Source organism: Pseudomonas sp. SDO5522_S412, from assembly GCF_054071215.1.
Map to the genome: position 1 here is coordinate 1 of NZ_JBSVWQ010000092.1, position 23204 is coordinate 23204.

Annotated in this window: 16 protein-coding genes, 1 other RNA gene and 2 pseudogenes; 12 read left to right on the forward strand and 7 right to left on the reverse strand. The window is 61.0% G+C overall.

Annotation, left to right across the window (positions count from 1 at the left end):
• Positions 1-66 precede the first annotated feature (66 nt).
• Both xdhB and xdhA read right to left on the reverse strand, forming a co-directional pair.
• On the reverse strand, positions 67-2466 hold the full coding sequence (gene xdhB, locus ACW9I6_RS18635) for a xanthine dehydrogenase molybdopterin binding subunit (RefSeq protein WP_003219089.1): 2400 nt from the start codon (positions 2464-2466) through the stop codon (positions 67-69).
• The gene (xdhA, locus tag ACW9I6_RS18640; protein WP_457339645.1) at positions 2459-3907 is read right to left on the reverse strand and encodes a xanthine dehydrogenase small subunit; all 1449 of its coding nucleotides are present in this window, start codon (positions 3905-3907) and stop codon (positions 2459-2461) included. Before xdhA ends, xdhB begins: the two co-directional genes overlap by 8 nt.
• A gap of 280 nt (positions 3908-4187) precedes the next feature.
• Between xdhA and ACW9I6_RS18645 the strand changes: the two genes are divergently transcribed.
• From ACW9I6_RS18645 to ffs, 6 genes are all read left to right on the forward strand, one after another.
• Positions 4188-4847: a GntR family transcriptional regulator gene (locus ACW9I6_RS18645; RefSeq protein WP_003219085.1), complete on the forward strand. Its 660-nt coding sequence runs from the start codon at positions 4188-4190 to the stop codon at positions 4845-4847.
• 2 nt (positions 4848-4849) lie between these two features.
• On the forward strand, positions 4850-8338 hold the full coding sequence (smc, locus tag ACW9I6_RS18650; RefSeq protein ID WP_457339646.1) for a chromosome segregation protein SMC: 3489 nt from the start codon (positions 4850-4852) through the stop codon (positions 8336-8338).
• Between the two features lie 259 nt (positions 8339-8597).
• Positions 8598-9449 (forward strand): cell division protein ZipA, encoded by an 852-nt coding sequence (gene zipA, locus ACW9I6_RS18655; protein ID WP_003219080.1) that lies wholly within the window; start codon positions 8598-8600, stop codon positions 9447-9449.
• An 87-nt stretch (positions 9450-9536) separates the two neighbouring features.
• Positions 9537-11894 carry an NAD-dependent DNA ligase LigA gene (gene ligA / locus ACW9I6_RS18660; protein ID WP_457339647.1) on the forward strand — a complete coding sequence of 786 codons (2358 nt, stop codon included), beginning with the start codon at positions 9537-9539 and terminating at the stop codon, positions 11892-11894.
• 162 nt (positions 11895-12056) lie between these two features.
• The gene (locus ACW9I6_RS18665) at positions 12057-13220 is read left to right on the forward strand and encodes a zinc-binding metallopeptidase family protein (RefSeq protein ID WP_301050783.1); all 1164 of its coding nucleotides are present in this window, start codon (positions 12057-12059) and stop codon (positions 13218-13220) included.
• Between the two features lie 132 nt (positions 13221-13352).
• An RNA gene (ffs, locus tag ACW9I6_RS18670) (signal recognition particle sRNA small type) lies at positions 13353-13449 on the forward strand.
• A gap of 105 nt (positions 13450-13554) precedes the next feature.
• On the opposite strand, the gene ACW9I6_RS18675 is transcribed toward ffs, so the two are convergent.
• A complete protein-coding gene (locus tag ACW9I6_RS18675) occupies positions 13555-14142 on the reverse strand; it encodes a hypothetical protein (RefSeq protein ID WP_457339648.1) in 588 nt (195 codons plus the stop codon).
• Positions 14143-14156: 14 nt separating this feature from the next.
• Positions 14157-14690 carry a hypothetical protein gene (locus ACW9I6_RS18680; protein WP_003219072.1) on the reverse strand — a complete coding sequence of 178 codons (534 nt, stop codon included), beginning with the start codon at positions 14688-14690 and terminating at the stop codon, positions 14157-14159.
• A 284-nt stretch (positions 14691-14974) separates the two neighbouring features.
• Between ACW9I6_RS18680 and ACW9I6_RS18685 the strand changes: the two genes are divergently transcribed.
• Positions 14975-16021 carry an N-acetylmuramidase family protein gene (locus ACW9I6_RS18685; RefSeq protein ID WP_102368373.1) on the forward strand — a complete coding sequence of 349 codons (1047 nt, stop codon included), beginning with the start codon at positions 14975-14977 and terminating at the stop codon, positions 16019-16021.
• A 1-nt stretch (position 16022) separates the two neighbouring features.
• Entirely contained in the window at positions 16023-16637 is a 615-nt protein-coding gene (locus tag ACW9I6_RS18690) for an SH3 domain-containing protein (RefSeq protein WP_003219069.1), read from the forward strand.
• Between the two features lie 39 nt (positions 16638-16676).
• Here ACW9I6_RS18690 and ACW9I6_RS18695 read toward each other — a convergent pair whose 3' ends face one another.
• Positions 16677-17540 (reverse strand): LysR family transcriptional regulator, encoded by an 864-nt coding sequence (locus ACW9I6_RS18695; protein WP_457339649.1) that lies wholly within the window; start codon positions 17538-17540, stop codon positions 16677-16679.
• Between the two features lie 97 nt (positions 17541-17637).
• Here ACW9I6_RS18695 and ACW9I6_RS18700 point away from each other — a divergent pair, with 97 nt between their 5' ends.
• A complete protein-coding gene (locus tag ACW9I6_RS18700; protein WP_102368374.1) occupies positions 17638-18606 on the forward strand; it encodes a DMT family transporter in 969 nt (322 codons plus the stop codon).
• Here ACW9I6_RS18700 and ACW9I6_RS18705 read toward each other — a convergent pair.
• Together ACW9I6_RS18705 and ACW9I6_RS18710 are read right to left on the reverse strand one after the other, a co-directional pair.
• Positions 18520-18891, reverse strand: coding sequence for a VOC family protein (locus ACW9I6_RS18705; protein WP_003219063.1), 372 nt, complete (start codon positions 18889-18891; stop codon positions 18520-18522). The genes ACW9I6_RS18700 and ACW9I6_RS18705 overlap by 87 nt on opposite strands.
• A 151-nt stretch (positions 18892-19042) precedes the next feature.
• A complete protein-coding gene (locus ACW9I6_RS18710) occupies positions 19043-19357 on the reverse strand; it encodes a helix-turn-helix domain-containing protein (RefSeq protein WP_003219061.1) in 315 nt (104 codons plus the stop codon).
• Positions 19358-19663: 306 nt separating this feature from the next.
• Here ACW9I6_RS18710 and ACW9I6_RS18715 point away from each other — a divergent pair.
• The 3 genes and pseudogenes from ACW9I6_RS18715 to ACW9I6_RS18725 all read left to right on the forward strand — a co-directional run.
• Positions 19664-20143, forward strand: a pseudogene (locus ACW9I6_RS18715) (PAS domain-containing protein); the annotation flags it as partial.
• A gap of 747 nt (positions 20144-20890) precedes the next feature.
• Positions 20891-21382 (forward strand): annotated as a pseudogene (locus ACW9I6_RS18720) (methyl-accepting chemotaxis protein); the annotation flags it as partial.
• A gap of 18 nt (positions 21383-21400) precedes the next feature.
• Positions 21401-23092: a putative bifunctional diguanylate cyclase/phosphodiesterase gene (locus tag ACW9I6_RS18725; RefSeq protein ID WP_003219057.1), complete on the forward strand. Its 1692-nt coding sequence runs from the start codon at positions 21401-21403 to the stop codon at positions 23090-23092.
• Positions 23093-23204: the final 112 nt, after the last annotated feature.

Sequence of the window (23204 nt, forward strand, 5' to 3'; positions counted from 1 at the left end):
CACATTTTGATTTGTGAACACATTCAAATGTGGGAGCGGGCTTGCTCGCGAAGGCAGCGCCTCGGTCTAGAGCGAAGCCAGCTCGGTTTCCGTTTCCACAGCTTTTGCAGCGGTCAGTTGGCGCATCTGCTCACAGCCCCACAACACACGCTCCGGCGTCGCCGGTGCATCGATCTTCGGCTGATGGCGATAGTCACCCAGGCTCGCCACGGCGTCCTTGATCGCACACCACGAGGCAATACCGAGCATGAACGGCGGCTCACCCACGGCCTTGGAATGGAACACCGTGTCTTCCGGGTTCTTGCGGTTTTCCACCAGCTTCACCCGCAGGTCCAGCGGCATGTCGGCCACCGCCGGGATCTTGTAGCTGGCCGGGCCGTTGGTCATCAGCTTGCCCTTGTTATTCCACACAAGCTCTTCCATGGTCAGCCAACCCATGCCCTGGATGAAGCCGCCTTCGACCTGGCCGATGTCGATGGCCGGGTTCAGCGAGGCGCCCACGTCATGCAGGATGTCGGTGCGCAGCATCTTGTACTCGCCGGTCAGCGTGTCGACGATCACCTCGCAACAGGCCGCGCCGAACGCGAAGTAGTAGAACGGCCGCCCACGTGCCTGGCTGCGGTCGTAGAAGATTTTCGGGGTCTTGTAGAAGCCCGTGCTGGAGAGCGACACCTGGGCGAAATACGCCTGCTGGATCAGCGCTTCAAAGGTCAGGATGTGATCGCGGACCCGCACATGCCCGTTGTGGAATTCAACGTCGGCCTCGCTGACTTCATATTTGCGCGCGGCAAACTCCACCAGGCGCTGCTTGATGGTTTCGGCAGCATTCTGTGCGGCCTTGCCGTTCAGGTCGGCGCCGCTGGAAGCCGCCGTCGGCGAGGTGTTGGGCACCTTGTCGGTGTTGGTGGCGGTGATCTGCACGCGGTCGATTTCCACCTGGAAAATCTCGGCCACCACCTGCGCGACCTTGATGTTCAACCCCTGGCCCATCTCGGTGCCACCGTGGTTCAGGTGGATGCTGCCGTCGGTGTAGATGTGGATCAGCGCACCGGCCTGGTTGAGGAAACTGGCGGTGAAGGAAATGCCGAACTTTACCGGTGTGAGTGCCAGGCCTTTTTTCAGGATCGGGCTGTTGGCGTTATAGCGACGGATCGCTTCGCGGCGCTCGAAATACTGGCTGCTTTGTTCGAGTTCGGCGGTCATCTCTTCGAGCATGTTGTGCTCGACGGTCTGATAGTAGTGGGTGACGTTGCGCTCGGTCTTGCCGTAGTAGTTGGCCTTGCGCACGGCCAGCGGGTCGAGGGCCAGGTGCCGGGCAATCGCGTCCATCACTTCCTCGATGGCGACCATGCCTTGGGGGCCGCCGAAGCCACGGTAAGCGGTGTTGGACGCGGTGTTGGTCTTGCAGCGGTGGCCGTTGACGGTGGCGTCGCCCAGGTAATACGAGTTGTCGGAGTGGAACATTGCGCGGTCGACAATCGAGTTCGACAGGTCCGGTGAGCAACCGCAGTTGCCCGCCAGGTCCAGGTTGATGCCGTGCAGCCGGCCACTGTCGTCGAAGCCTACGTCGTACTCGATATAGAACGGGTGGCGCTTGCCGGTCATCAGCATGTCTTCGACACGCGGCAGGCGCATTTTGGTCGGCTGGCCGGTGAGGCGTGCGACCACCGCACACAGGCATGCCGGGCTGGCGGCCTGGGTTTCCTTGCCGCCAAAACCACCGCCCATGCGGCGCATGTCGACCACGATTTTGTTCATCGATACGTCGAGTACTTCGGCCACCAGCTTCTGTACTTCGGTGGGGTTTTGCGTGGAGCAGTAGACGATCATGCCGCCGTCTTCGGTGGGCATCACCGAGGAGATCTGGGTTTCCAGATAGAAGTGTTCCTGGCCGCCGATGTGCAGGGTGCCCTGGATACGGTTCTTCGCGGTCGCCAGTGCGCCCGCCGAATCACCGCGCTGGTGGGTGTGGCTGTCGAGCACGAAATGTTTTTTGCGAAACGCCTCGACCACGTCCAGCACCGGCTCCAGGTCTTCGTATTCGATCACAGCGGCCATCGCCGCCTTGCGTGCGGTTTCCAGGTCGCGGGCGGCGACGGCCAGCACCACCTGGCCGACGAACTGCACGGTGTCGATGGCCAGCAACGGGTCGCCGGGCATCAACGGGCCGATGTCTTTCAGGCCCGGCACGTCTTCGTGGGTGATGACGATGCGCACGCCTTCAAATGCATAGCAGGGCGCGGTGTCGATGCTGAGGATCTTCGCGTGGGCACGGTCCGACATGCGTGCGTACAGGTGCAACTGGTTGGGGAATTCCAGGCGGTCATCAATGTACTGCGCTTCGCCCGAGACATGCTTGGCGGCGCTGTCGTGCTTGACGCTGCGACCGACGCCGCTGGTCAGGTCCTTGGCAAACAGTTCGGCGAGTTCGGCCTGGGATTTTTCCACGGCGTGATGGTTAGACATAAGCGGTCACCCGAGTCTCGATGTGCGGCGTTTGCAGTTCGATGAAGTATTTGCGCAGCAGGTTCTGTGCGCTGAGCAGGCGGTATTCCTTGCTGGCGCGGAAGTCCGACAGCGGGGTGAAATCCTCGGCCAGGGCCGCGCAGGCTTTTTCCACGGTGGCGGAATTCCAGGTGGCGCCGTTCAGTACGGCCTCGCAGTTCTTCGCGCGTTTCGGGGTGGCGGCCATGCCGCCGAACGCCACGCGGGCATCGTCGATCACACCGTTAGTGATCTTCAGGTTGAAGGCCGCGCAGACGGCAGAGATGTCATCGTCCAGGCGCTTGGAAACCTTGTAGGCACGGAACAGCGGCACGCCTTTGGGCACGATGATTTTCTCGATGAATTCGCTGTCCTGGCGGGCAGTGACGCGGTAGTCGATGAAGTAGTCTTCCAGCGCCAGGGTACGGCGGGTGTTGCCCTTGCACAGCACGATCTGCGCGCCGAGGGCGATCAGCAGTGGCGGCGAGTCACCGATGGGCGAGGCATTGCCGATATTGCCGCCCAGGGTGCCCTGGTTGCGGATCTGCAACGAGGCGAAACGGTGGAGCAATTCGCCGAAATCCGGGTATTCGTGGTTGAGCGCGCTGTAGCAATCGGACAGGGGAGTGGCGGCGCCGATTTCCAGGCGGTCTTCGAAGCTTTCGATGCGCTTCATCTCTTCGATATTGCCGACGTAGATCATCACCGGCAGCGTGCGGTAGAACTGGGTGACTTCCAGCGCCAGGTCGGTGCCGCCGGCCAGCAGCCGGGCTTGTGGGTAAGCGTCGTAAAGGTCCGCCAGGTCGGCGACGGTCAGCGGCACCAGGCAGCGTTTGTCGCCGCTGTTCAACTCGCCGGTTTGCGTCGGGGCGATGGCTTTCAGGCGGGCGATGGTGTCGGCCTGGCGACTGTCGAACTGGTCCTGGGGCTTGTTGCAGCAGGCCTGTTCGGCGGCGGCAAGAATCGGGCGATAGCCGGTGCAGCGGCAGAGGTTGCCGGCCAGGGCTTCGTGGGCCTTTTGGCTGTCGGGTGCATCACTGTTCTTTTGCAGGGCGAACAGCGACATCACAAAGCCCGGGGTGCAGAAGCCGCATTGCGAACCGTGGCACTCCACCATGGCCTGTTGCACGCTGTGGAGTTGGCCCTGGTGCTTGAGGTCTTCGACGCTGATCAGTTGTTTGCCGTGCAGGGACGAGACAAACGTCAGGCACGAATTGAGGCTGCGATAGCGAATCTGCTCGGCGCCCTGATCGTCGGTGTGCAACTCGCCGACTACCACGGTGCAGGCGCCACAGTCGCCGCTGGCGCAGCCTTCCTTGGTGCCGGATTTGCCCAGGTGCTCACGCAAATAGTTGAGCACGGTCAGGTTCGGGTCCAGGGCGTGCTCGCTACGGAGCTCCTGGTTTAGTAAAAACTGGATCACGGAAGGCCTCGCAGACTCATTATTGTTGTTAACCGCTTTGCGCCGAATCTAGTCATGTCTGACTTTTCGGTCAACGATTTTCTGACCTAAAGGTCAAGAAAATGCGATATCAACATCCTTAATTATGGTCCAGTTCTCTGGAACCGCCGTTTTTGGGGGCTTCTGGACTTTAATGGCTGCTTATTTCATGCCAAATTCCGCTCTGTGGGCCGTACGCCATCAACCGGCAAGTGCGCTACACTGCCGCGCTTGTACCGATAGAAGATTTTGAAGGGAAAACATGACGTTCAAGGCGCCGGATAGTCTTGCCGAGCAAATCGCTCACCACCTCGCCGAACGTATCATTCGCGGCGATCTCAAGCCTGGGGAGCGGATCCAGGAGCAGAAGGTCACACTGGCGCTGAATGTCAGTCGTGGTTCCGTGCGCGAAGCCTTGCTGATCCTCGAGCGCCGGCACCTGATTGCGATCCTGCCGCGCCGTGGCGCCCACGTCACCGAGCTGACGGCCCACAAGGTGCAAAGCCTGTGCACGCTGATGGGCGAGCTGTACATCCTGCTGGGCAATGCGGTCGCCGCCGGCTGGCAGACCCAGGCCGACATGGCGCCGTTCGTGCAAATCCAGCAGCGCCTGATCGCCAGCTTCGAACGCCAGGACATCCGCGCCTTCGTCGAAGAGAGCTTCAACGTGATGCGTGCCGCCTATCCGTTCGCCAACAACCCGTACCTGCAGGAAACCGTCGAGAACCTGCAGCCGGCGATGAACCGCGCCTATTACCTGGCGCTGGATCAGCGCAAGGCGTCCATGAGCGAGTACCTGGTGCTGTTCGAGCAATTGCTCGCCGCCGTGCTGGCCCGTGACCTGCCGCAGATTCGCCTGGTGCTCTCGGCCTACGGCGAGCGCAGTTGCTCGCTGGTCATTGCTGCGTTGGCGGAAGCCTAAGCGTGCGGCTCAAGTGCATCAAACTGGCGGGGTTCAAATCCTTCGTCGACCCGACCACGGTGAACTTCCCCAGTAACATGGCGGCAGTGGTCGGGCCCAATGGCTGCGGCAAGTCGAACATCATCGACGCCGTACGCTGGGTGATGGGCGAGAGCTCCGCAAAAAACCTGCGTGGCGAGTCGATGACCGACGTCATCTTCAACGGCTCCACCAGCCGCAAGCCGGTGAGCCAGGCCAGCATCGAACTGGTGTTCGACAATTCCGACGGCACCCTGGTGGGCGAGTACGCGGCCTATGCGGAAATCTCCATTCGCCGCAAAGTGACCCGCGACAGCCAGAACAGCTACTTCCTCAACGGCACCAAGTGTCGCCGCCGGGACATCACCGACATCTTCCTCGGTACCGGCCTGGGCCCGCGCAGCTATTCGATCATCGAACAGGGGATGATCTCCAAGCTGATCGAAGCCAAGCCCGAAGACCTGCGTAACTTTATCGAGGAAGCGGCCGGCATCTCCAAGTACAAGGAGCGCCGCCGCGAGACCGAAAACCGTATCCGCCGTACCCATGAAAACCTTGCCCGCCTGACTGACCTGCGTGAAGAGCTGGAGCGCCAGCTGGAGCGCCTGCACCGCCAGGCCCAGGCCGCCGAGAAGTATCAGGAATACAAGGGCGAGGAGCGTCAGCTCAAGGCGCAACTGTCGGCCCTGCGCTGGCAGGCGTTGAATGACCAGGTGGGCCAGCGCGAAGCAATCATCGGCACCCAGGAAATCAGCTTCGAAGCCCTGGTGGCCGAGCAGCGCAATGCCGACGCCAGCATCGAACGCCTGCGGGACGGTCACCATGACCTGTCCGAGCGCTTCAATCTGGTGCAGGGGCGCTTCTATTCGGTGGGCGGCGATATCGCCCGGGTCGAGCAGAGCATCCACCACGGCCAGCAGCGTTTGCGCCAGTTGCAGGACGACTTGAAAGAAGCCGAGCGTGCGCGCCTGGAAACCGAATCGCACCTGGGCCACGACCGCACCTTGCTGCTGACCCTTGGGGAGGAGCTGGACATGCTCACTCCCGAGCAGGAAGTCACCAGCGCCGCTGCCGAGGAAGCCGCTGCGGCCCTGGAAGAATCCGAAACCACCATGCACGCCTGGCAGGAGCAGTGGGACACGTTCAACCTGCAATCTGCCGAGCCGCGCCGCCAGGCTGAGGTGCAGCAGTCACGCATCCAGCAACTGGAAACCAGCATGGAGCGCCTGGCCGAGCGTCAGCGGCGCCTGGTGGAAGAGCGCGTGCTGCTCGCTGCCGACCCGGAAGATGCAGCGATCCTCGAACTGAGCGAGAAACTCGCCGAAAGCGAAATGACGCTGGAAGAGCTGGAAGCCAGCGAAGAACAACAAGTGGAGCGCCTCGAGCAATTGCGTCAGCAACTGCAGCAGGCGACCCAGGCACAGCAGCAGGCCCAGGGCGATTTGCAGCGGCTCAACGGCCGGTTGGCTTCCCTGGAAGCCTTGCAGCAAGCGGCGCTTGACCCGGGCACCAGCACGGCTGAATGGCTGCGTGACCAACACCTGGCCGAGCGCCCGCGCCTGGCCGAAGGCCTGAAGGTTGAAGCCGGTTGGGAGCTGGCGGTGGAAACCGTGCTCGGCGCCGACCTGCAAGCGGTGCTGGTGGATGATTTTGGCGGGTTTGACCTGGCGGGTTTTGCCCAGGGCGATCTGCGTTTGCTCAGCCCGGCGGCGGACGGCACTCGCGTGCCGGGCAGCCTGCTGGATAAAGTGGAGGCGGCGATTGACCTGTCGCCCTGGCTCGGCCAGGTCAAGCCGGTCGACAGCCTTGAGCAGGCCCTGGCCCAGCGCGGGCAGTTGGCCGCCGGGCAAAGCCTGATCAGCCGTGATGGCTTTTGGGTCGGCCGGCACTTTTTGCGGGTACGGCGCGCCAGCGAAGCGGAAAGCGGCGTATTGGCCCGTGGCCAGGAAATCGTCAACCTGACCGCCGAGCGCGAAGAGCGCGAAGCCACACTCGAGTCCCTGGAAAACCAGCTGCAAACCCTGCGCGCCACCCAGCGCCAGCAAGAGACCGGCCGCGAACACCTGCGCCGGCTGTTGCAGGACGAAGCGCGCCAGCAGGGCGAATTGAAAGCCCAGCTCTCGGCGAGCAAGGCCAAGGTCGAGCAACTGACCCTGCGCCGCACCCGACTCGACGAAGAAGTGGCCGAGATGGGTGAGCAACGCGCCCTCGAACACGAACAAGTCGGCGAAGCACGCCTGCAATTGCAGGAAGCCCTCGACAGCATGGCCCTGGACACCGAGCAGCGCGAGTTGCTGCTGGCCCAGCGCGACAGCTTGCGCGAGCGCCTCGACCGGGTGCGCCAGGAAGCTCGCCAGCACAAGGATCACGCCCATCAATTGGCCGTGCGCCTCGGCTCCCTGCGGGCGCAGCACGACTCCACGCGCCAAGCCCTTGAGCGCCTGGAAATGCAGTCCGAACGCCTGACCGAAAAACGCGAGCAACTGAGCCTCAACCTGGAGGAGGGCGAGGCCCCGCTGGAAGAGCTGCGCCTGAAGCTTGAAGAGTTGCTCGACAAGCGCATGACCGTCGACGAAGAGCTCAAGACCGCCCAAATCGCCCTGGAAGACGCCGACCGCGAACTGCGCGACGCGGAAAAACGCCGGACCCAGGCCGAGCAACAGTCGCAACTGATCCGGGGCCAGCTCGAACAGCAGCGCATGGAATGGCAGGCCCTGACGGTGCGCCGCAAAACCCTGCAAGACCAGTTGCTGGAAGACGGCTACGATCTGCACGGCGTGCTCAATACCCTGACCGCCGAGGCCAACGAGAAAGAAGCCGAAGAAGAACTTGAGCGGATTGCCGCGCGCATTCAACGACTCGGCGCGATCAACCTCGCGGCCATCGACGAGTACCAGCAGCAGTCCGAGCGCAAACGTTATCTGGATGCGCAGAACGCCGATCTTGTCGAAGCGCTGGACACCCTGGAGAACGTGATCCGCAAGATCGACAAGGAAACCCGTAATCGCTTCAAAGATACCTTTGATCAGATTAATGGCGGTTTACAGGCGTTATTCCCGAAAGTTTTCGGTGGTGGCAGCGCTTACTTGGAACTGACGGGCGAAGATCTACTCGATACAGGGGTAACGATCATGGCGCGGCCTCCGGGCAAGAAGAACAGCACCATCCATTTGTTGTCTGGTGGCGAGAAGGCACTGACCGCATTGGCCCTGGTATTTGCGATCTTCAAGTTGAACCCGGCGCCGTTTTGCATGCTCGACGAAGTTGACGCCCCGCTGGATGACGCTAACGTTGGACGGTACGCCCGACTGGTTAAAGAGATGTCCCAGACGGTGCAGTTCATCTATATCACCCACAACAAGATCGCCATGGAAATGGCCGATCAATTGATGGGCGTGACGATGCACGAGCCGGGCTGTTCGCGATTGGTGGCGGTGGATGTCGAAGAGGCGATGGCGCTGGTGGAATCCTGAGCCGCAGGTCGAAGGAGGATTTTCAGCAGGACGTAAGGTGATTTACCGGTCTGGGAAAAGTGGCAAATGGACATATTTGTTCAAGGCATTTTGACAGACGGTGTAAAGTTATCTTTGGTCGTGCTAGTTTAATGTCAAATTTTCGTATGCGTGGGCAAAACGTCATTCAGAACATAGAGTTGGCGCCACGTTTTAAAGCGGTTTGCACGGTGCTAAACCCCTTATTTTTCAGCATTTTTTATTAGAGGCACGGGATTACATGGAAATCGGTCTGCGCGAGTGGCTGATCGTCATCGGCATTATTGTCATTGCCGGTATTCTTTTTGATGGCTGGCGCCGGATGCGTGGCGGCAAGGGCAAGTTGAAATTTCGCCTGGACCGCAACCTGTCCAATTTGCCGGACGACGACGGCAGCGCCGAGCTGCTGGGGCCACCGCGTGTCCTGGACAACCATAAAGAACCGCACCTGGACGAGCACGACCTGCCCTCGATGAGCGCACCGGTGCGTGAAGCCCGTGAACCCAAGCGCGGCAAGCGCAGCGCGGCCAGCGAGCCATCCCAGGGCGACCTGAACCTGGACCTGGAAGAAGGCCCGAGCTTCAGCAGCCGTGATGACGACTTCCCGGATGAGTCCCCGGCCAAGAGCGCCCATAAAGAATCCGTCAAGGACCAGCCGGCTGCCGAAGAGGTGCTGGTGATCAGCGTGATCTGCCGTGACGCCGCCGGCTTCAAGGGCCCGGCCCTGCTGCAGAATATTCTGGAAAGCGGCCTGCGCTTTGGCGAGATGGATATTTTCCATCGTCACGAAAGCATGGCCGGCAACGGCGAAGTCCTGTTCTCCATGGCCAATGCGGTCAAGCCGGGCATCTTCGATCTGGACGACATCGACCATTTCAGCACTCCGGCGGTGAGCTTCTTCCTCGGCTTGCCGGGCCCGCGTCACCCGAAACAAGCGTTCGACGTGATGGTGGCGGCAGCTCGCAAGCTGTCCCAGGAACTCAACGGCGAACTCAAGGACGATCAACGCAGTGTCCTGACCGCCCAGACCATCGAGCATTACCGTCAGCGCATCGTCGAGTTCGAGCGTCGTGCCCTGACACAGAAGCGCTGAGGTCCAAGCTTAAGCGTTGCCTGTAGAATCCATGCACTAACATATTGAGCAGCTTCGGCTGCTCTTTTGCTTTATGAGAGAACACCCATGACCGCCGCCCACACCCGCATCCTCGAACTGCGCGCTGAACTGGATCAGCACAACTACCGTTACCACGTCCTCGACGAGCCGAGCATTCCGGACGCCGAGTACGACCGTTTGTTCCACGAGCTCAAGGCGCTTGAAGCCGAGCACCCGGAGCTGGTAACCCGTGATTCACCGACGCAGCGGGTCGGCAGTGCGGCATTGTCTGCGTTCACTCAGGTACGCCACGAAATCCCGATGCTCAGCCTCGGCAACGCCTTTGATGAAAGCACCATGCTGGAATTCGATCGCCGGGTCACTGAAGGCCTGGACCTGCCCGTGGGCGACCTGTTTGGCGGTGGCGCAGCGGTGGAGTACAGTTGCGAGCCGAAGCTCGATGGCCTGGCGGTCAGCCTGCTGTATCAGGACGGTGAGCTGGTGCGTGGCGCCACCCGTGGCGATGGCACCACTGGCGAAGACATCAGCGTCAACGTGCGTACCGTGCGTAACATTCCTTTGAAACTGCACGGCACCGGCTGGCCGGCGACCCTCGAAGTGCGCGGCGAAGTATTCATGTCCAAGGCCGGTTTCGAGCGGCTGAACGCCACCCAGCTGGAAGTTGGCGGCAAGACCTTCGCCAACCCGCGCAACGCGGCGGCGGGTAGCCTGCGTCAGCTGGACTCGAAGATCACCGCCAGCCGTCCGCTGGAATTCTGCTGCTATGGCGTGACCACGGATATCAGCGACACCCACATCGGCAACCTGCAACAGCTGAAGAAGTGGGGCATGCCCATCAGCCATGAGCTGAAGCTGGCCAAGGGGATTCAGGATTGCCTCGACTACTACCGCGATATCGGTGAGCGCCGCAACGCCTTGCCCTATGAAATCGACGGCGTGGTGTTCAAGGTCAACAGCATTGCCTACCAGCGGGAGCTGGGCTTTCGTGCCCGCGAGCCGCGCTGGGCAATTGCCCATAAATTCCCGGCCATGGAAGAGCTGACCGAGCTGCTTGACGTTGAATTCCAGGTCGGCCGCACCGGCGCTGTGACACCCGTGGCACGCTTGAAACCTGTCAAGGTCGCGGGTGTGACCGTGTCCAACGCCACACTGCACAACATGGACGAGGTGGCACGCCTGGGCCTGATGATCGGCGACACGGTGGTCATCCGCCGTGCCGGTGATGTGATTCCGCAGGTGGTGTCGGTTGTCACCGAGCGTCGCCCGGAAAACGCCCGCGCGGTGCAGATCCCCGAGAGTTGCCCGGTGTGCGGCTCCCACGTTGAGCGTACCCAACTGGTCAAGCGCAGCAAGGGCAAGGAAACCGTCAGTGAAGGCGCGGTGTACCGCTGCGTCGGGCGCCTGGCCTGTGGTGCGCAGCTCAAGCAGGCGATCATCCATTTCGTTTCGCGCCGGGCCATGGACATCGATGGCCTGGGCGACAAGACCATCGAGCAACTGGTGGACGAAAAACTCATCGGCTCGCCGGCGGATCTCTACAAGCTCAAGTACGAACAGATCATCGACCTGGAAGGTTTTGCCGACGTTTCCAGCAAGAAGCTGATTGCCTCTATTGAAAACAGCAAGACGCCAACCCTCGCACGGTTTATCTACGCTCTGGGCATTCCCGATGTGGGCGAGGAGACGGCCAAGGTGCTGGCGCGCTCGCTGGCATCCCTGGAGCGCGTGCAGCAGGCCTTGCCGGAAGTGCTGACGTACTTGCCGGACGTTGGCCTGGAAGTGGCCCACGAGATTCACAGCTTCTTTGAAGACAGCCATAACCAGGACGTGATCGGCGCCTTGCTCTCCAGGGAGGAGTGCGGCCTGGAGTTGCAGGAACAGGGCGACCTGAGCGCCGAGTTTGCGGCGAGCACCACGTTGGGCGGCTTGCTCGACAAGCTGCACGTGCCGTCCGTGGGCCCGGGCGCCGCGCAGAAACTCGCTGACAAATTCGGCTCCCTCGAAGGCGTGATCAAGGCCGACTGGCTCGACATGCGCCAGGCGTTGCCCGAGAAGCAGGCCAAGGCCGTCCGGGACTTTTTTGATATTGAAGAAAACGCCCGGCGTGCGCTGGCCATCGAGCAACAGCTCAAGGACTTCGGCATGCACTGGCAGAGTGAGAAGAAAGTCGTCGAAGGCTTGCCCGAGGCCGGTCACACATGGGTGCTCACCGGCTCCCTGGAACTGATGAGCCGCGATGTTGCCAAGGAAAAACTCGAAAGCCTGGGCGCCAAGGTGGCGGGCTCGGTGTCGGCGAAAACCCATTGCGTGGTCGCCGGGCCGGGCGCGGGTTCGAAGCTCGCCAAGGCCACTGAGCTGGGCTTGAAAGTGCTGGATGAAGAGGCGTTCGTGGCATTTTTGGCCAAGCACAACATCACGGTCTGATGATCGTTCCCACGCTCTGCGTGGGAACGCCGCCCTGGACGCTCTGCGTCCGCTCTGAAAGGTGCGACGCGGAGCGTCACTGGATGCATTCCCACGCAGAGCGTGGGAACGATCTCTCTCGGGCAATGCTCTAGTATTGGCAAGCCTCCCGGAGAGATCGCCATGTACCGCTTCTTCGAACAACTCAGTTCGCGCATCGCCGCACCGTTCATGGCCGAGACCTCGCGCAACAGCAAGGTCTGGCAGTGCCGCTGTGGGCAATCGCTGTTCTTTCGCAACAGCCAGTGCCTGGCCTGCTCGGCGCTGCTGGGCTATCAGCCGGAGCAGAGTCGCCTGTCCTCCCTGCAGCCCGGCCCGTACGCCGATACCTGGCTGCTGGACGCCGACCCTGAAGCCGGTGCCTTTCGTCGCTGCGCCAACCTTGACACGCCCGCCGCGTGCAACTGGTTGCTGCCCGCCGACAACGGCCAGACCTTGTGCGTGGCGTGCAGCCTGAACCGCACCATTCCTGATCTGTCGATCCCTGAAAACCCCGAACGCTGGCGCAAGGTCGAAACCGCCAAGCGCCGCCTCGTGGCGCAACTCATCAGCCTGGGCTTGCAGGTGATTCCCAAGGCGGTGGATGAAGACACCGGCCTGGCCTTCGATTTTGTCGGCATCGACCTGGAAGGCAACGCGCCCACCACCGGCCACGCCAATGGCCTGATCACCCTCGACATCAAGGAAGCCGACGACGCCCACCGTGAGAAAATTCGCGTACAGATGCGCGAGCCTTACCGCACCTTGCTCGGTCACTTCCGTCACGAGGTCGGCCATTACTACTGGGACCGCCTGATCGCCAACAGCCATTGGCTGGAGCCGTTCCGCACGCTGTTCGGTGACGAGCGCGCCAGCTACGCCGACGCCCTGGAGCAGCACTACCAGAACGGCCCGCGCCCGGACTGGCAGCAAACCTGCGTCAGCGCCTACGCCACCATGCACCCGTGGGAAGACTGGGCGGAAACCTGGGCGCATTACCTGCACATGATGGACGCCGTCGACACCGCGCTGGGCTTCGGCATGAGCGCCCGGGAGATGGACCTGGATTACCAGCCGTTCCCCCTCAGCACCCTCTACGACCCCGGGCATCCCGGCGGCACGGCGTTCCTGTCATTCGTCAATGCGTGGATCGAACTGGCCGGCATGCTCAACGAACTGTCCCGCAGCATGGGCCAGCCGGATTTCTATCCGTTTGTCCTGCCGCCGGCGGTGATTGCCAAGCTGCACTTCATTCACCTGGTGATCCAGCAAGAGGGCGGTCGGGCGGACGAGGTCGTGCTTTTGTAGGAGCAAGCTTGCTCCTGCAGCCAAGTACTTGAACCATCAGATATTTTTAATCCCGCGCCAACGGTTGTAACTTCCGATGAGATCGGTACAATGGCGCGGCTTGCCGAGAGGCGAGCGTCGTTATGGTGACCCCATCGGTCCCCCCGCAACGATTACCCGTGAACCTGGTCAGAGCCGGAAGGCAGCAGCCACAGCGGGAACATTGTGTGCCGGGGTGTGGCTGGTGGGGTTGCCTCCATAACGCAAGCCTCCTTGATTCAAAAAAATACTTTTATGAAGCCCTTCGCTGACAATCGTCATCTGCGAAGCGAATTCTGCTGTTCGCTCATCAGGGTTACTGACGGTACAGCGGGAACTCTCCCATGGCCGGAATCACTTCTGCGCGCAACCTCGCCATGTGCCCGGGCAACTCCTGTCGTGCGGCAGGCGTGTCGGACGGGATGTTCTTGGCAAAGTGGAAGCTGATGATTTGGCCGGTCCCGTTGTCCTTGTAGTATTTGAAGATATTGAACTCAAAGAAGCTGCCGTCCTTGCGTGTGGAGGTCGGATAAAACAGCAGCACGTAGATCGCATCGGTTTTCTCGTCTGAAAACATCTCCACCGGAAGGTTGGGGTATTCCTGTTTGTGGGCCTGCGCGGTCAGGTTGGCAAGATCCCGGGGCTCGTTGCCGGTGCTCTGGGGCGGCGCGAGGCGAAAATCCACCAGTTCGCTCCAGGCGTTGACGCTTTCTGGTGCGAGGAAATACTCCCAGAGCGGAACGTTGCCCCGGGCCTGGTATTTCAGGACGTATGTTTTCCCTGCAAACACCACCGACTTTGTCTCGGCGATCGACGGGCGGGACAGGTCCGGCGGCGCCACAGGCGGTTTGGATGCACAGCTGAACAGCAGCAGGACAGTCGATACCACGATTAGCCAACGCATGGGCACCTCCTGTGTCACGGCTTAGTGCTGTTGATGTGGTCGGCGATGCTGGCGAGCGTTGCGCTCCATTGTGCAACGGTTTGTTCTGAAGGCATTTCTCTCCAGGTCCTGGAAACCTTGTACGTGTCGCCCCCCAATTGATAGGCAAAATGCCTCAAGGTCATGACGTTGCCGTTCGCCTGTGTGCAGATCACCGACCAGCCCATATACGGGGTGCTGGTATCTCCCATGTCAGTCTGGCTGATATGTGTTTTGCAGTTCTTCTCGGCGGCCCGGGTATCGGAATCACGGGCCGCGCTTGGCGGTTGATTCTGGCCCGGCAACACAAACAGGGTGATCTCGTCTTTTCCGGTGTCGGCAGACCACTTGTATCGTTTTACCCCGGCATTCGCGAACGCTGATGCCATCTCGTCATCGTTTTTGGTTTGCCATTGCGGACCTTTTGGCGTTACCGCCTTGAGCAAGTAGCCCGCAAAATCTTCTGCGTGGGTGTTTGGCGAGACGAAGAGCAATCCGCTGATGGCACAGGCAATAAAGGTCGATTTCATGTCAGTCCCTGGACGTCATTGTTAGATGTCAGGACGACAATGCATCCTGCGAAACAGAAAGTAGCGCAGGTAGTGGCAAAGTGCCCAGTCCGTTTAAAAATTATTCCTAGGGACGACGTCAGTGAGGGATTGCTCACATCCTTAAAACCTTGCGCTGGACAAGCCAAATTCGCCTTGTTAGTTTGCGCCAGCGACATATTTCTAAATATGTCGGTGGCACATGGATGATATTAAAGTGATGGCGCTTTATGGCTCATCTACTCCAACTAACAAGGATGTCAGTAATGAAAAGCCTGCAAGGGTTGCCCACTCTCATCAGCGCTTCCGTCGGTGCGCCGGGCAAAGCCCGCAACTTGCCCGCCGATGTTCAATGCATCCAGTATTTATTCAACTTGATCATTCCCAAGTTGGGTTTCCCCCTGGCGGAAAATGGCAAATGCGACGGCCAGTTGGTGCAGTGCATCAGCCAGTATCAGTTCCGCCACCTCAAATACGCGCATCCCGATGGTGTTATCGACCCCACCGGGCGCACCTTCAATAGCCTGATCGAAGAGGCGGTGAAGGTGCCGGTCAAGCCGAACCCGACCCTGCGTATTCCGACGTTCCTCAATGTGTTCGGCAACACCGGCGCGGACATGGTCCAGGCCACGGTCGACCACTATCTGGACCGCATGCGGGCAATGATCGAGGCTGAGCGGCGCAACCGGCAGATGATGCTCCAGGCCACGTGCGACGGCGGTACGACGCTGACGGATACGGACTTCCAGAACGCTGCCGCGCAGTTGGGTAACGGGATTTCGGTCAATATTATCAAGGCCTTCGCCACGGTGGAGTCGGGCGGGCGCTCCGGGTTCGGCCCGGCCAAGTTGCCGGTGATCGCCTTTGAAGGGCACCATTTTCGCAAGTACACCAAGAGTAAATACGACCAGACCCACCCGCTGTTGTCGTACCCCTACGTGAAGAAGGCCGGGCCCCAGTGGAAGGCCAATAACAAGGACCAGACCAAGGCCTGGGAGACCATGGCCACCGCCTTCGCACTGGATCAGGAAGCGGCCTTGAAATCGGCCTCCTGGGGCATGTTTCAGATAATGGGCTCCAACTTCACGGCATGCGGTTATAAAACGGTGTTTGAATTTGTGGTGGCCATGAAGATTAATGCCGGGCATCAACTAAAGGCCTTCCTCGGTTTTTGCAGCCAGAGCCCGGCCCTGGTCAAGGCCATGAAGAACAAGGATTACGCCGCCATGGCGCTGAACTATAACGGCAAGGATTATGGCGACTATGACCAACGCATCAAAAAAGCCTACGAAGCACTTGAAGGGAAAAAATAGAATGCCGTTCAAACGTTGCGTGTCCCGATTGCTGGTTGCCTCTTTCGTGTGTGTTGCTGCAGGTGCGCCGGCGTTTGCCGCTACGCTGCACTCGGGCAAGTACGAAGGGCTGATGCTGGCCGTGACGCCCGAGCATCAGGTGGAGGGGTTTTATGCCGAGGAAATGGGCGAGGGCGTGACCCGCTCGTGCACGTTCTTCCTGCAGGGCAAGGTCGACGGTGCGAAGGCATCGGTGTCGACATGGCTGGATGAGGCCTATCCGGGTACCGTCGCGGCTTCCTCGGACGGTGTGATGCTGACCGTGGAGAAGGGCCGCGAACATCCCGGCTGCATCAACGTGTTGATGCCGGAAATTGCCACCGGCCTGGACCTGACCCAAACCGCTGCCAAGAAGTGGATCGGCCTGGTGACCGTTTCGTCCGACAAGGCCTTCCTGCAGAAGACCCCGGACGCCAAGGCCAGCCATCGTGCCTACGTGGTCAAGGACGATGTGGTCGCGGTACTGGCGTTTAAGGATGGCTGGGCCCAGGTCGAGTTCATCAATGGCGAAGGCCGCTCTTCCAAGGGCTGGATCAGCCAGGACCAGTACGCCAGGCTGGTCCCCGCAAAAGGCTGAAGATGCTGCTGCGCCCGCGCGTAGCGGGGCGAAAACCGGTTAGCCGAAAGTCTCCCGCAACAGCCCCGCAAAGGCATCCCGCGCCAGGTGGCGTTGGGTGTCCTTGTGCCAGAACAGCAGGTTATCCACCGCCGCCAATTCGTCGAAGCGGTAGGACGTCAATTGGTTGGCCTGCTCGTAGCGCGCCAGGATGCCTTCCGGCGCCAGTGCCACGCCAATCCCCGCGCTGACGCAGCCAATGATCGTGCCCCAACTGGCATAACTCGCGATGGCAGGCTTGATGTCGTGGGGCTTGAGCCAGTTCTCCAGGGCGGCGCGATACGGGCAGCCGGGCGGCCACACCAGCAGCGTGCGGCCGGCCAGGTCCCGGGCGTCCTCGATGGGTGCGCTGGAGGCGCTGGTAATCAGCACCAGGCGCTCGCTGTAGACCACGCTTTGTTCGAGCTTCGGGCGTTTGCCGCCGGCGGCCACCAGCGCGGCGTCGATGCGGTGATGTTGCAGGTCATCGAGTAACTGCGCCCAGGCACCGGTCACCAGTTCCAGCTCCACTTGTGGATAACGTCGATGGTATTCGGCCAGCAGCGGCGGCAGGCGGCCACTGGCGCTGGATTCCACTGCGCCGATGCGCAGCTTGCCGCGGGGAATCGCGTTGCTGTCGACGGCACGCTTGGACTCTTCCACCAGCGCGAGGATGCGCTCGCAGTAGTCGAGAAACACTAGCCCTGCGGCACTGATCGCCAACCCGCGCCCGGCGCGAATGAACAGCGGGGTACCCAACTCGCTTTCCAGTTGCTTGATGCGTGTGGTGATGTTGGACGGCACGCAGTGCAGTTGCAGGGCGGCCTGGGCCACGCTGCCGGTTTGTGCCACGGCTTTCACCATTTTCAGTTGGGCCAGTTCCATCGCTCAGTTCCAGTGATTACAGAAGTCAGAAACGGTTAATTGTCCTGCGACTTGCCGGGGCCAAGACTGACGGCATTCCCACTGCTGGACGCCGTTCATGAAAGCCCCGTCACCTGTAAAGCTTACGCTAGTCACTGCCAGCGTCATCCTCTGTTGGGCGTATTCGCCGATTGGCGTGCATCTGGCCTTGCACAGCTACAGCCCTGGCCAGTTGGCCTTGGGACGGTTCCTGATTGCTTCGGTATTGATGGCCGGCGTCGCGTTGGTCATGAGGATCGAGCGGCCACGTCTGCGGGACCTGCCGTGGTTGCTGGTGCTGGGCTTCTTCGGGATTTTCCTGCATCACCTGACGATCAATTTCGGCCAGCAATTTGTCACGGCCGCTGCCTCCAGTGTGCTGGCGCAGTCGGTTCCGCTATTTACGGTGCTGGTGGCGTTTTTCGGCTTGAAGGAGCGAGTTACCGGCTGGCGCTGGGGTTGCGTGCTGCTGGGCTTGAGCGGGGTGCTGGTGGTGATCTGGGGCGAGCATGGCCTGGGGCAGATTGATCCCCGTGGACTGATGATCCTGCTGGCGGCGTTGTCGTGGAGCCTTTATTTCACCATCCAGAAACACTATTCCCGGCGCTACAGCCCGCTGACCACGGTGTGCTACACCGTGTGGTCGGGCACCTTGCTGTTGTGTGTGTATTTGCCGGGTTTGCCGGCGGTGGTGTCGCAATCATCAACCCAAGCCAACTGGGCGGTGTTGTTGCTCGGCGCCTTTCCCAGCGCCCTGGCGTACCTGGCCTGGGCCTATGTGTTGCGGCATGTCGAGGTCAGCCGCGCGTCAGTGGCGTTGTACCTGGTGCCGCCGGTGGCGATGGTGATGGCCGCCACGCTGCTGGGCGAGCAGGTTTCGCTGCGCGTGGTGCTGGGTGGCCTGATCGTGCTGGCCAGTGTCGGCGCCATCAGCCTCGAAGGGCGCTGGCGCCGCAAGCCGTTACGGGTTCACGGTGAACACCCGCAGGCGGTGACCGTCGGGGTCCTGGGCGACAAAGGTGTAGCCGAAGTCCGCCTCGACCGGTGACTGGATGATGCTCATCCCGAGTTGCACCCAGCGTGTGTGCAAATCGTCGACCGTTGCGATATCAGCGACGCAGAAACCCGCCTCGCTACCGCCAACCGAGGCTTGGGCCGCAGGCTCCACGGTATGGCGCGACCACAGGCCGAGTTTCACCCCGTTGTCGAGGATGAACAGCGCAAAGGTCGGCCCCAGCTCCACCGGCGGCTTGTCCAGCAGTCGGCTGTAGAGGTTGGCGCTGGTGGCCGGGCTGTCGACGTACAACAAAAAGTAATGGGCAATGCTATTCATGATGACTCCGTGGAATGACGCAGCAATGGCGCGGCTCAGTCCCTAGTCTAAGGGGCTGTCCTGTCAGTTCATGTCAGGAGTCATCAAGCAAAGAGCAGACAGTCAATCTGGCTGTCTGCTCTTTTTATTGCGTGCACGTGTGTTGCGAGCTCTAAGGCTTGGACAAGGCCTGGTCTACCGCTGCGATCAGCTTTCCCAGATCCTTCGGGGTGGCTTTGTGAATGACACCGAACAGATAAGCGCGCTGTTCCTCCTCGTCGACCAGGTCTGCGAAAAAGACTTTCAGCTTCACTCCCAGCGCCTCTGCGAACAAGAACAGTGCCTCGACGCTGGGTGTATAGGTGCCGGTTTCGAAGCGGCTGATGGTTTTAGGGTCAAAACCGGTTTTTTCACCTAGTTCAGCCTGAGTAAGCCCTGCGACCTTGCGGTAACGTCTGATGGCTGGACCCAAACTTGAAATGTGCATCGCTCAATTCCCATTTAGAATCAAGAACTTAACGATAAATCTTAAAATTAGACAACCGCATGTATCATCACCTTTTCTTGCAAAATGTGATGTAATTCGTAGAATCGGCATCTAGGACAAGTATTTGGTGGTCTCGTTTCAGAAGGCAGGTTTATGAAACAGGAAATCATTGCTCTCTCCTTACTCTCATAAATGTGCCCATAAAACGGACGCCTGGCAGGGACTGAAATGTCGCTCGTCAGTGCCACGCTTCATTGCGCCTCACGTGCCGGATACCCGAATTCAAGCCTAGTTGATCATCACTGAATGGATGATGAATTGCTGTGCAAATCGTGGGTTTGCGTACCTTTGCGGCCAACCAGCCGATCGACGGCGCAGCCCGACTGGAAATACGAATCCGCCTGTCCTGCCTACCCGGTGGTCGAGAGGGCGATCGAATGCTGTCCATGGAGCTTTAACGTGCGTCTCAATTTGCCGGTCACTGCTGTTGAACAGACTTTCGGGGAGCAGCAACGGCTAATTTCCGCAACTGACGTCAACAGCCATATTACCTACTGCAACGCCGAGTTTGCCGCCATGAGCGGTTTTACCCAGGCCGAGCTGATCGGCAGCACCCACAACCTGGTGCGCCACCCGGACATGCCGCCCGCCGTGTTCCAGCTGATGTGGAGCTACCTCAAGGCCGGGCAGAGCTGGATGGGCGTGGTGAAGAACCGCTGCAAGAACGGCAACTATTATTGGGTCAGCGCCTATGTGACGCCGATTCTCGAAGACGGGCGGCTGACGGGCTACGAGTCGGTTCGGGTCAAGCCCACCCGCGAACAGGTGCGCCGCGCAGAGGCGCTGTACGCGCGGTTGCAGGCAGGTGGTGCGGCGGTCTCGCCGGTGCGGCGTGTGGCGTCTGTGTCCCGGGCCATGGCGTTGCCACTGGCGGCTGCCGTTGCCAGTGTCGCCGCCTTCCAATGGGTTCCGGGTGTATGGGCCCAGGCGTTGACTGTCGGCTTGTTTCTCGGCCTGGGCGTCTGGGGGCATCAACGCTTGGGGCTGCAGCTCAAGCAGATTGTGCAGAACACGCCCAATACCTTTTCCGACCCCATCAGCGCCATGACCTACAGCGACGCGCTGGGGCCGACCGCGCAGCTCGAAATGATCCTGATCAGCGAAGAGGCGCGACTTAAAACCGCCCTGACGCGCCTCAGCGACCTGGCCAACCAGATGGCCGAAGCAGCCGCCCATTCCAGCGTGTTGTCGAGCACCACCGAATCGGCGTTGCTGGAACAGCGCGCCGAGACCGACATGACCGCCGCCGCCATGACCGAGATGGCTGCGTCCATCGCCGAAGTGGCAGTGCACGTTCAACAAACCGCCAGTGAAGCCCACACCGCCAACACCCTCGCCGAGCAGGGCAGCCAGGTGGCCGGCACGTCGCGCGAGGCGATCCAGCTGCTGGCCGGCACCGTCACCCAGATCAACCAGGCGGTGGGCAACCTGGCCGGGCAGACCCAGCAAATCCAGGTGGCCGCGAGCATGATCCAGGCAATCGCCGACCAGACCAACCTGCTGGCCCTCAACGCGGCCATTGAAGCGGCCCGCGCCGGCGAGCAGGGCCGTGGCTTTGCCGTGGTGGCCGACGAGGTGCGCGCTCTGGCGGGCAAGACGCGGGAGTCGACCCAGCAGATCCAGGGCATCATCCAGAACCTGCGGGCCGGCGCCGATGAGGCGGTCGAGATCGCGAGCCTGGGCATTCACGAGGCCGAGCAGGGCGTGCAGCAAGTACTTGAGGCGCAGCAGGCGCTGCAAGGTATTCGCCACGCGGTGGAGCGTATTACCGGTATGAGTCAGCAAATGGCTGCTGCCTCACAGGAACAATCCCACGTCGCCGAGGAAGTTTCACAGCAGATCAATAACGTTGCCGCCACGGTGCAAAAGACAGCGGGCAATGCCAACGCTGCAGTCACCCGTGGCCGGGAACTCGAAAGCATCTCTTCCGGGTTGCGCGCCCTGGTCGAGCGGTTCAACCGCTAGCCACAGTGAGCCTGACTCATGGACGAGAAATACCGCAGGGCCGTGGATGCAGCCGCCATTTTCTCCGAGACTGACCTGGCGGGCTGCATCACTTACGTCAATGACCAGTTCTGCGGCATGTCCGGCTACGGGCGTGACGAGTTGCTGGGGCAAAATCACCGCATTCTGAGCTCGGGACTGCACCCTGCGGGGTTCTTCCAGGGCATGTGGCAAGCCATCAGCGAAGGCCGGGTGTGGCGTGGGGAAATCTGCAACCGGGCCAAGGATGGGACGTTGTATTGGGTGGACAGCACCATGGTGCCGCTGCTCGATGAGAAGACCGGGCGCGTGCAGAAGTACGTGTCGATCCGCTTTGATGTCAGCGAAAAGCGCCAGCTGTTGCACACCCTGCAATGGCGGGTCGGCCACGATGTGCTGACCGGCTTGCCGAACCGCGCCTATCTGTCGGAGTTGCTTAACCAGTCCCTGGAGTTCTCCCGCAGCGAAGACATCCCGTTGGCGTTGTGCATGCTCGACCTGGACGGGTTCAAGGCGGTCAACGACGGGTATGGGCATGCCTGTGGGGATCTGTTGTTGGTGGAAGTGGCCACTCGGTTGCGGGAGATCATCCGCGGCGAGGACGTGGTCGCCCGGCTCGCCGGTGACGAATTTGTGCTGATCCTGCGTTATGTGCGCGATATCGACGAGCTGAACGGCGCCTTGCTGCGCATCCTCAAGGCGATTTCCGAGCCGTACTCGATCCAAGGGGCGGAGCTGAATGTGTTCGCCAGCATCGGCGTCACGCTGTTCCCCCTGGATGACGAGGACGCCGACACCTTGCTGCGCCATGCCGACCAGGCGATGTATGTGGCCAAGCAGAGCGGGCGCAACCGCTACCAGTTGTTTGATGTATCCCTGGAACAGGAGGTCAAGGCCAGCCACCAGACCGTGGAGCAGATCCGCCAGGCCCTGGCGGCGGGCCAGTTGTGCCTGCATTACCAGCCCAAGGTCAACTTGCGCTGCGGCACGGTGGTGGGGTTCGAAGCGTTGTTACGCTGGCAGCACCCCGAGCGTGGCCTGGTGAAGCCGGGGGATTTCCTGCCACTGATCGAGCAGACCGACCTGATTGTCGATATCGGCGAATGGGTGATCGCCCAGGTGTTGGGCCAGATGCATCGCTGGCAGGTGCATGGGCATTGGTGGTCGGTGAGCGTGAACATCGCGGCGCGGCACTTCCAGCGCGAGGATTTTGTCGAGCGCCTGCAAGACTTGCTGGCGCAATACCCGCAGGTGGAGCCGCACCGGCTGGACCTGGAGATCGCCGAGTCGGTGGCCATCGACAATATCCAGCGTGTCACCCAGCACCTGGAGGCCTGCCAGGCCTTGGGCGTGCAGTTCTCCCTGGATGATTTTGGCACCGGCTATTCCTCCCTGAGCTACCTCAAGCGCCTGCCGACCCAGACCATCAAGATCGACAAGTCGTTCGTGCGCGACATCCTGCACGACAAGGACGACCTGGCGCTGACCAAGGCCGTGATCGGCCTGGCCCGCGCGTTTGGCCGCGAAGTGATTGCCGAAGGCCTGGAAACCCTGGAGCACGGCCAGCTGTTGATGCGCATGGGCTGCGAAGTGGCCCAAGGCTATTTCATCGCCCGGCCGATGCCTGCGGACGACGTGCCGGGTTGGGTCGAGGGATTTGCACCGCCGCCGCAGTGGCAAAAGCTCGAGTGATGTTTATTGTGGCGAGGGAGCTTACGGTGGCTAGGGAGGTTGCTGTGGCGAGGGAGCTTGCTCCCGCTGGGCTGCGTAGCGGCCCCAAGATCTTTGGGAGCGCTGCGCACTC

What these genes read in the sequence shown, in the direction of transcription:
- ACW9I6_RS18690 (WP_003219069.1), top strand. Translation starts at nt 16,023, where the DNA reads ATGCCGTTCAAACGTTGCGTGTCCCGATTGCTGGTTGCCTCTTTCGTG.
- ACW9I6_RS18725 (WP_003219057.1), top strand. Translation starts at nt 21,401, where the DNA reads ATGGACGAGAAATACCGCAGGGCCGTGGATGCAGCCGCCATTTTCTCC.
- ACW9I6_RS18695 (WP_457339649.1), bottom strand. Translation starts at nt 17,540, where the DNA reads ATGGAACTGGCCCAACTGAAAATGGTGAAAGCCGTGGCACAAACCGGC.
- ACW9I6_RS18705 (WP_003219063.1), bottom strand. Translation starts at nt 18,891, where the DNA reads ATGAATAGCATTGCCCATTACTTTTTGTTGTACGTCGACAGCCCGGCC.
- ACW9I6_RS18680 (WP_003219072.1), bottom strand. Translation starts at nt 14,690, where the DNA reads ATGAAATCGACCTTTATTGCCTGTGCCATCAGCGGATTGCTCTTCGTC.
- ACW9I6_RS18665 (WP_301050783.1), top strand. Translation starts at nt 12,057, where the DNA reads ATGTACCGCTTCTTCGAACAACTCAGTTCGCGCATCGCCGCACCGTTC.
- ligA (WP_457339647.1), top strand. Translation starts at nt 9,537, where the DNA reads ATGACCGCCGCCCACACCCGCATCCTCGAACTGCGCGCTGAACTGGAT.
- ACW9I6_RS18645 (WP_003219085.1), top strand. Translation starts at nt 4,188, where the DNA reads ATGACGTTCAAGGCGCCGGATAGTCTTGCCGAGCAAATCGCTCACCAC.
- ACW9I6_RS18700 (WP_102368374.1), top strand. Translation starts at nt 17,638, where the DNA reads ATGAAAGCCCCGTCACCTGTAAAGCTTACGCTAGTCACTGCCAGCGTC.
- ACW9I6_RS18685 (WP_102368373.1), top strand. Translation starts at nt 14,975, where the DNA reads ATGAAAAGCCTGCAAGGGTTGCCCACTCTCATCAGCGCTTCCGTCGGT.
- zipA (WP_003219080.1), top strand. Translation starts at nt 8,598, where the DNA reads ATGGAAATCGGTCTGCGCGAGTGGCTGATCGTCATCGGCATTATTGTC.
- ACW9I6_RS18710 (WP_003219061.1), bottom strand. Translation starts at nt 19,357, where the DNA reads ATGCACATTTCAAGTTTGGGTCCAGCCATCAGACGTTACCGCAAGGTC.
- xdhB (WP_003219089.1), bottom strand. Translation starts at nt 2,466, where the DNA reads ATGTCTAACCATCACGCCGTGGAAAAATCCCAGGCCGAACTCGCCGAA.
- ACW9I6_RS18675 (WP_457339648.1), bottom strand. Translation starts at nt 14,142, where the DNA reads ATGCGTTGGCTAATCGTGGTATCGACTGTCCTGCTGCTGTTCAGCTGT.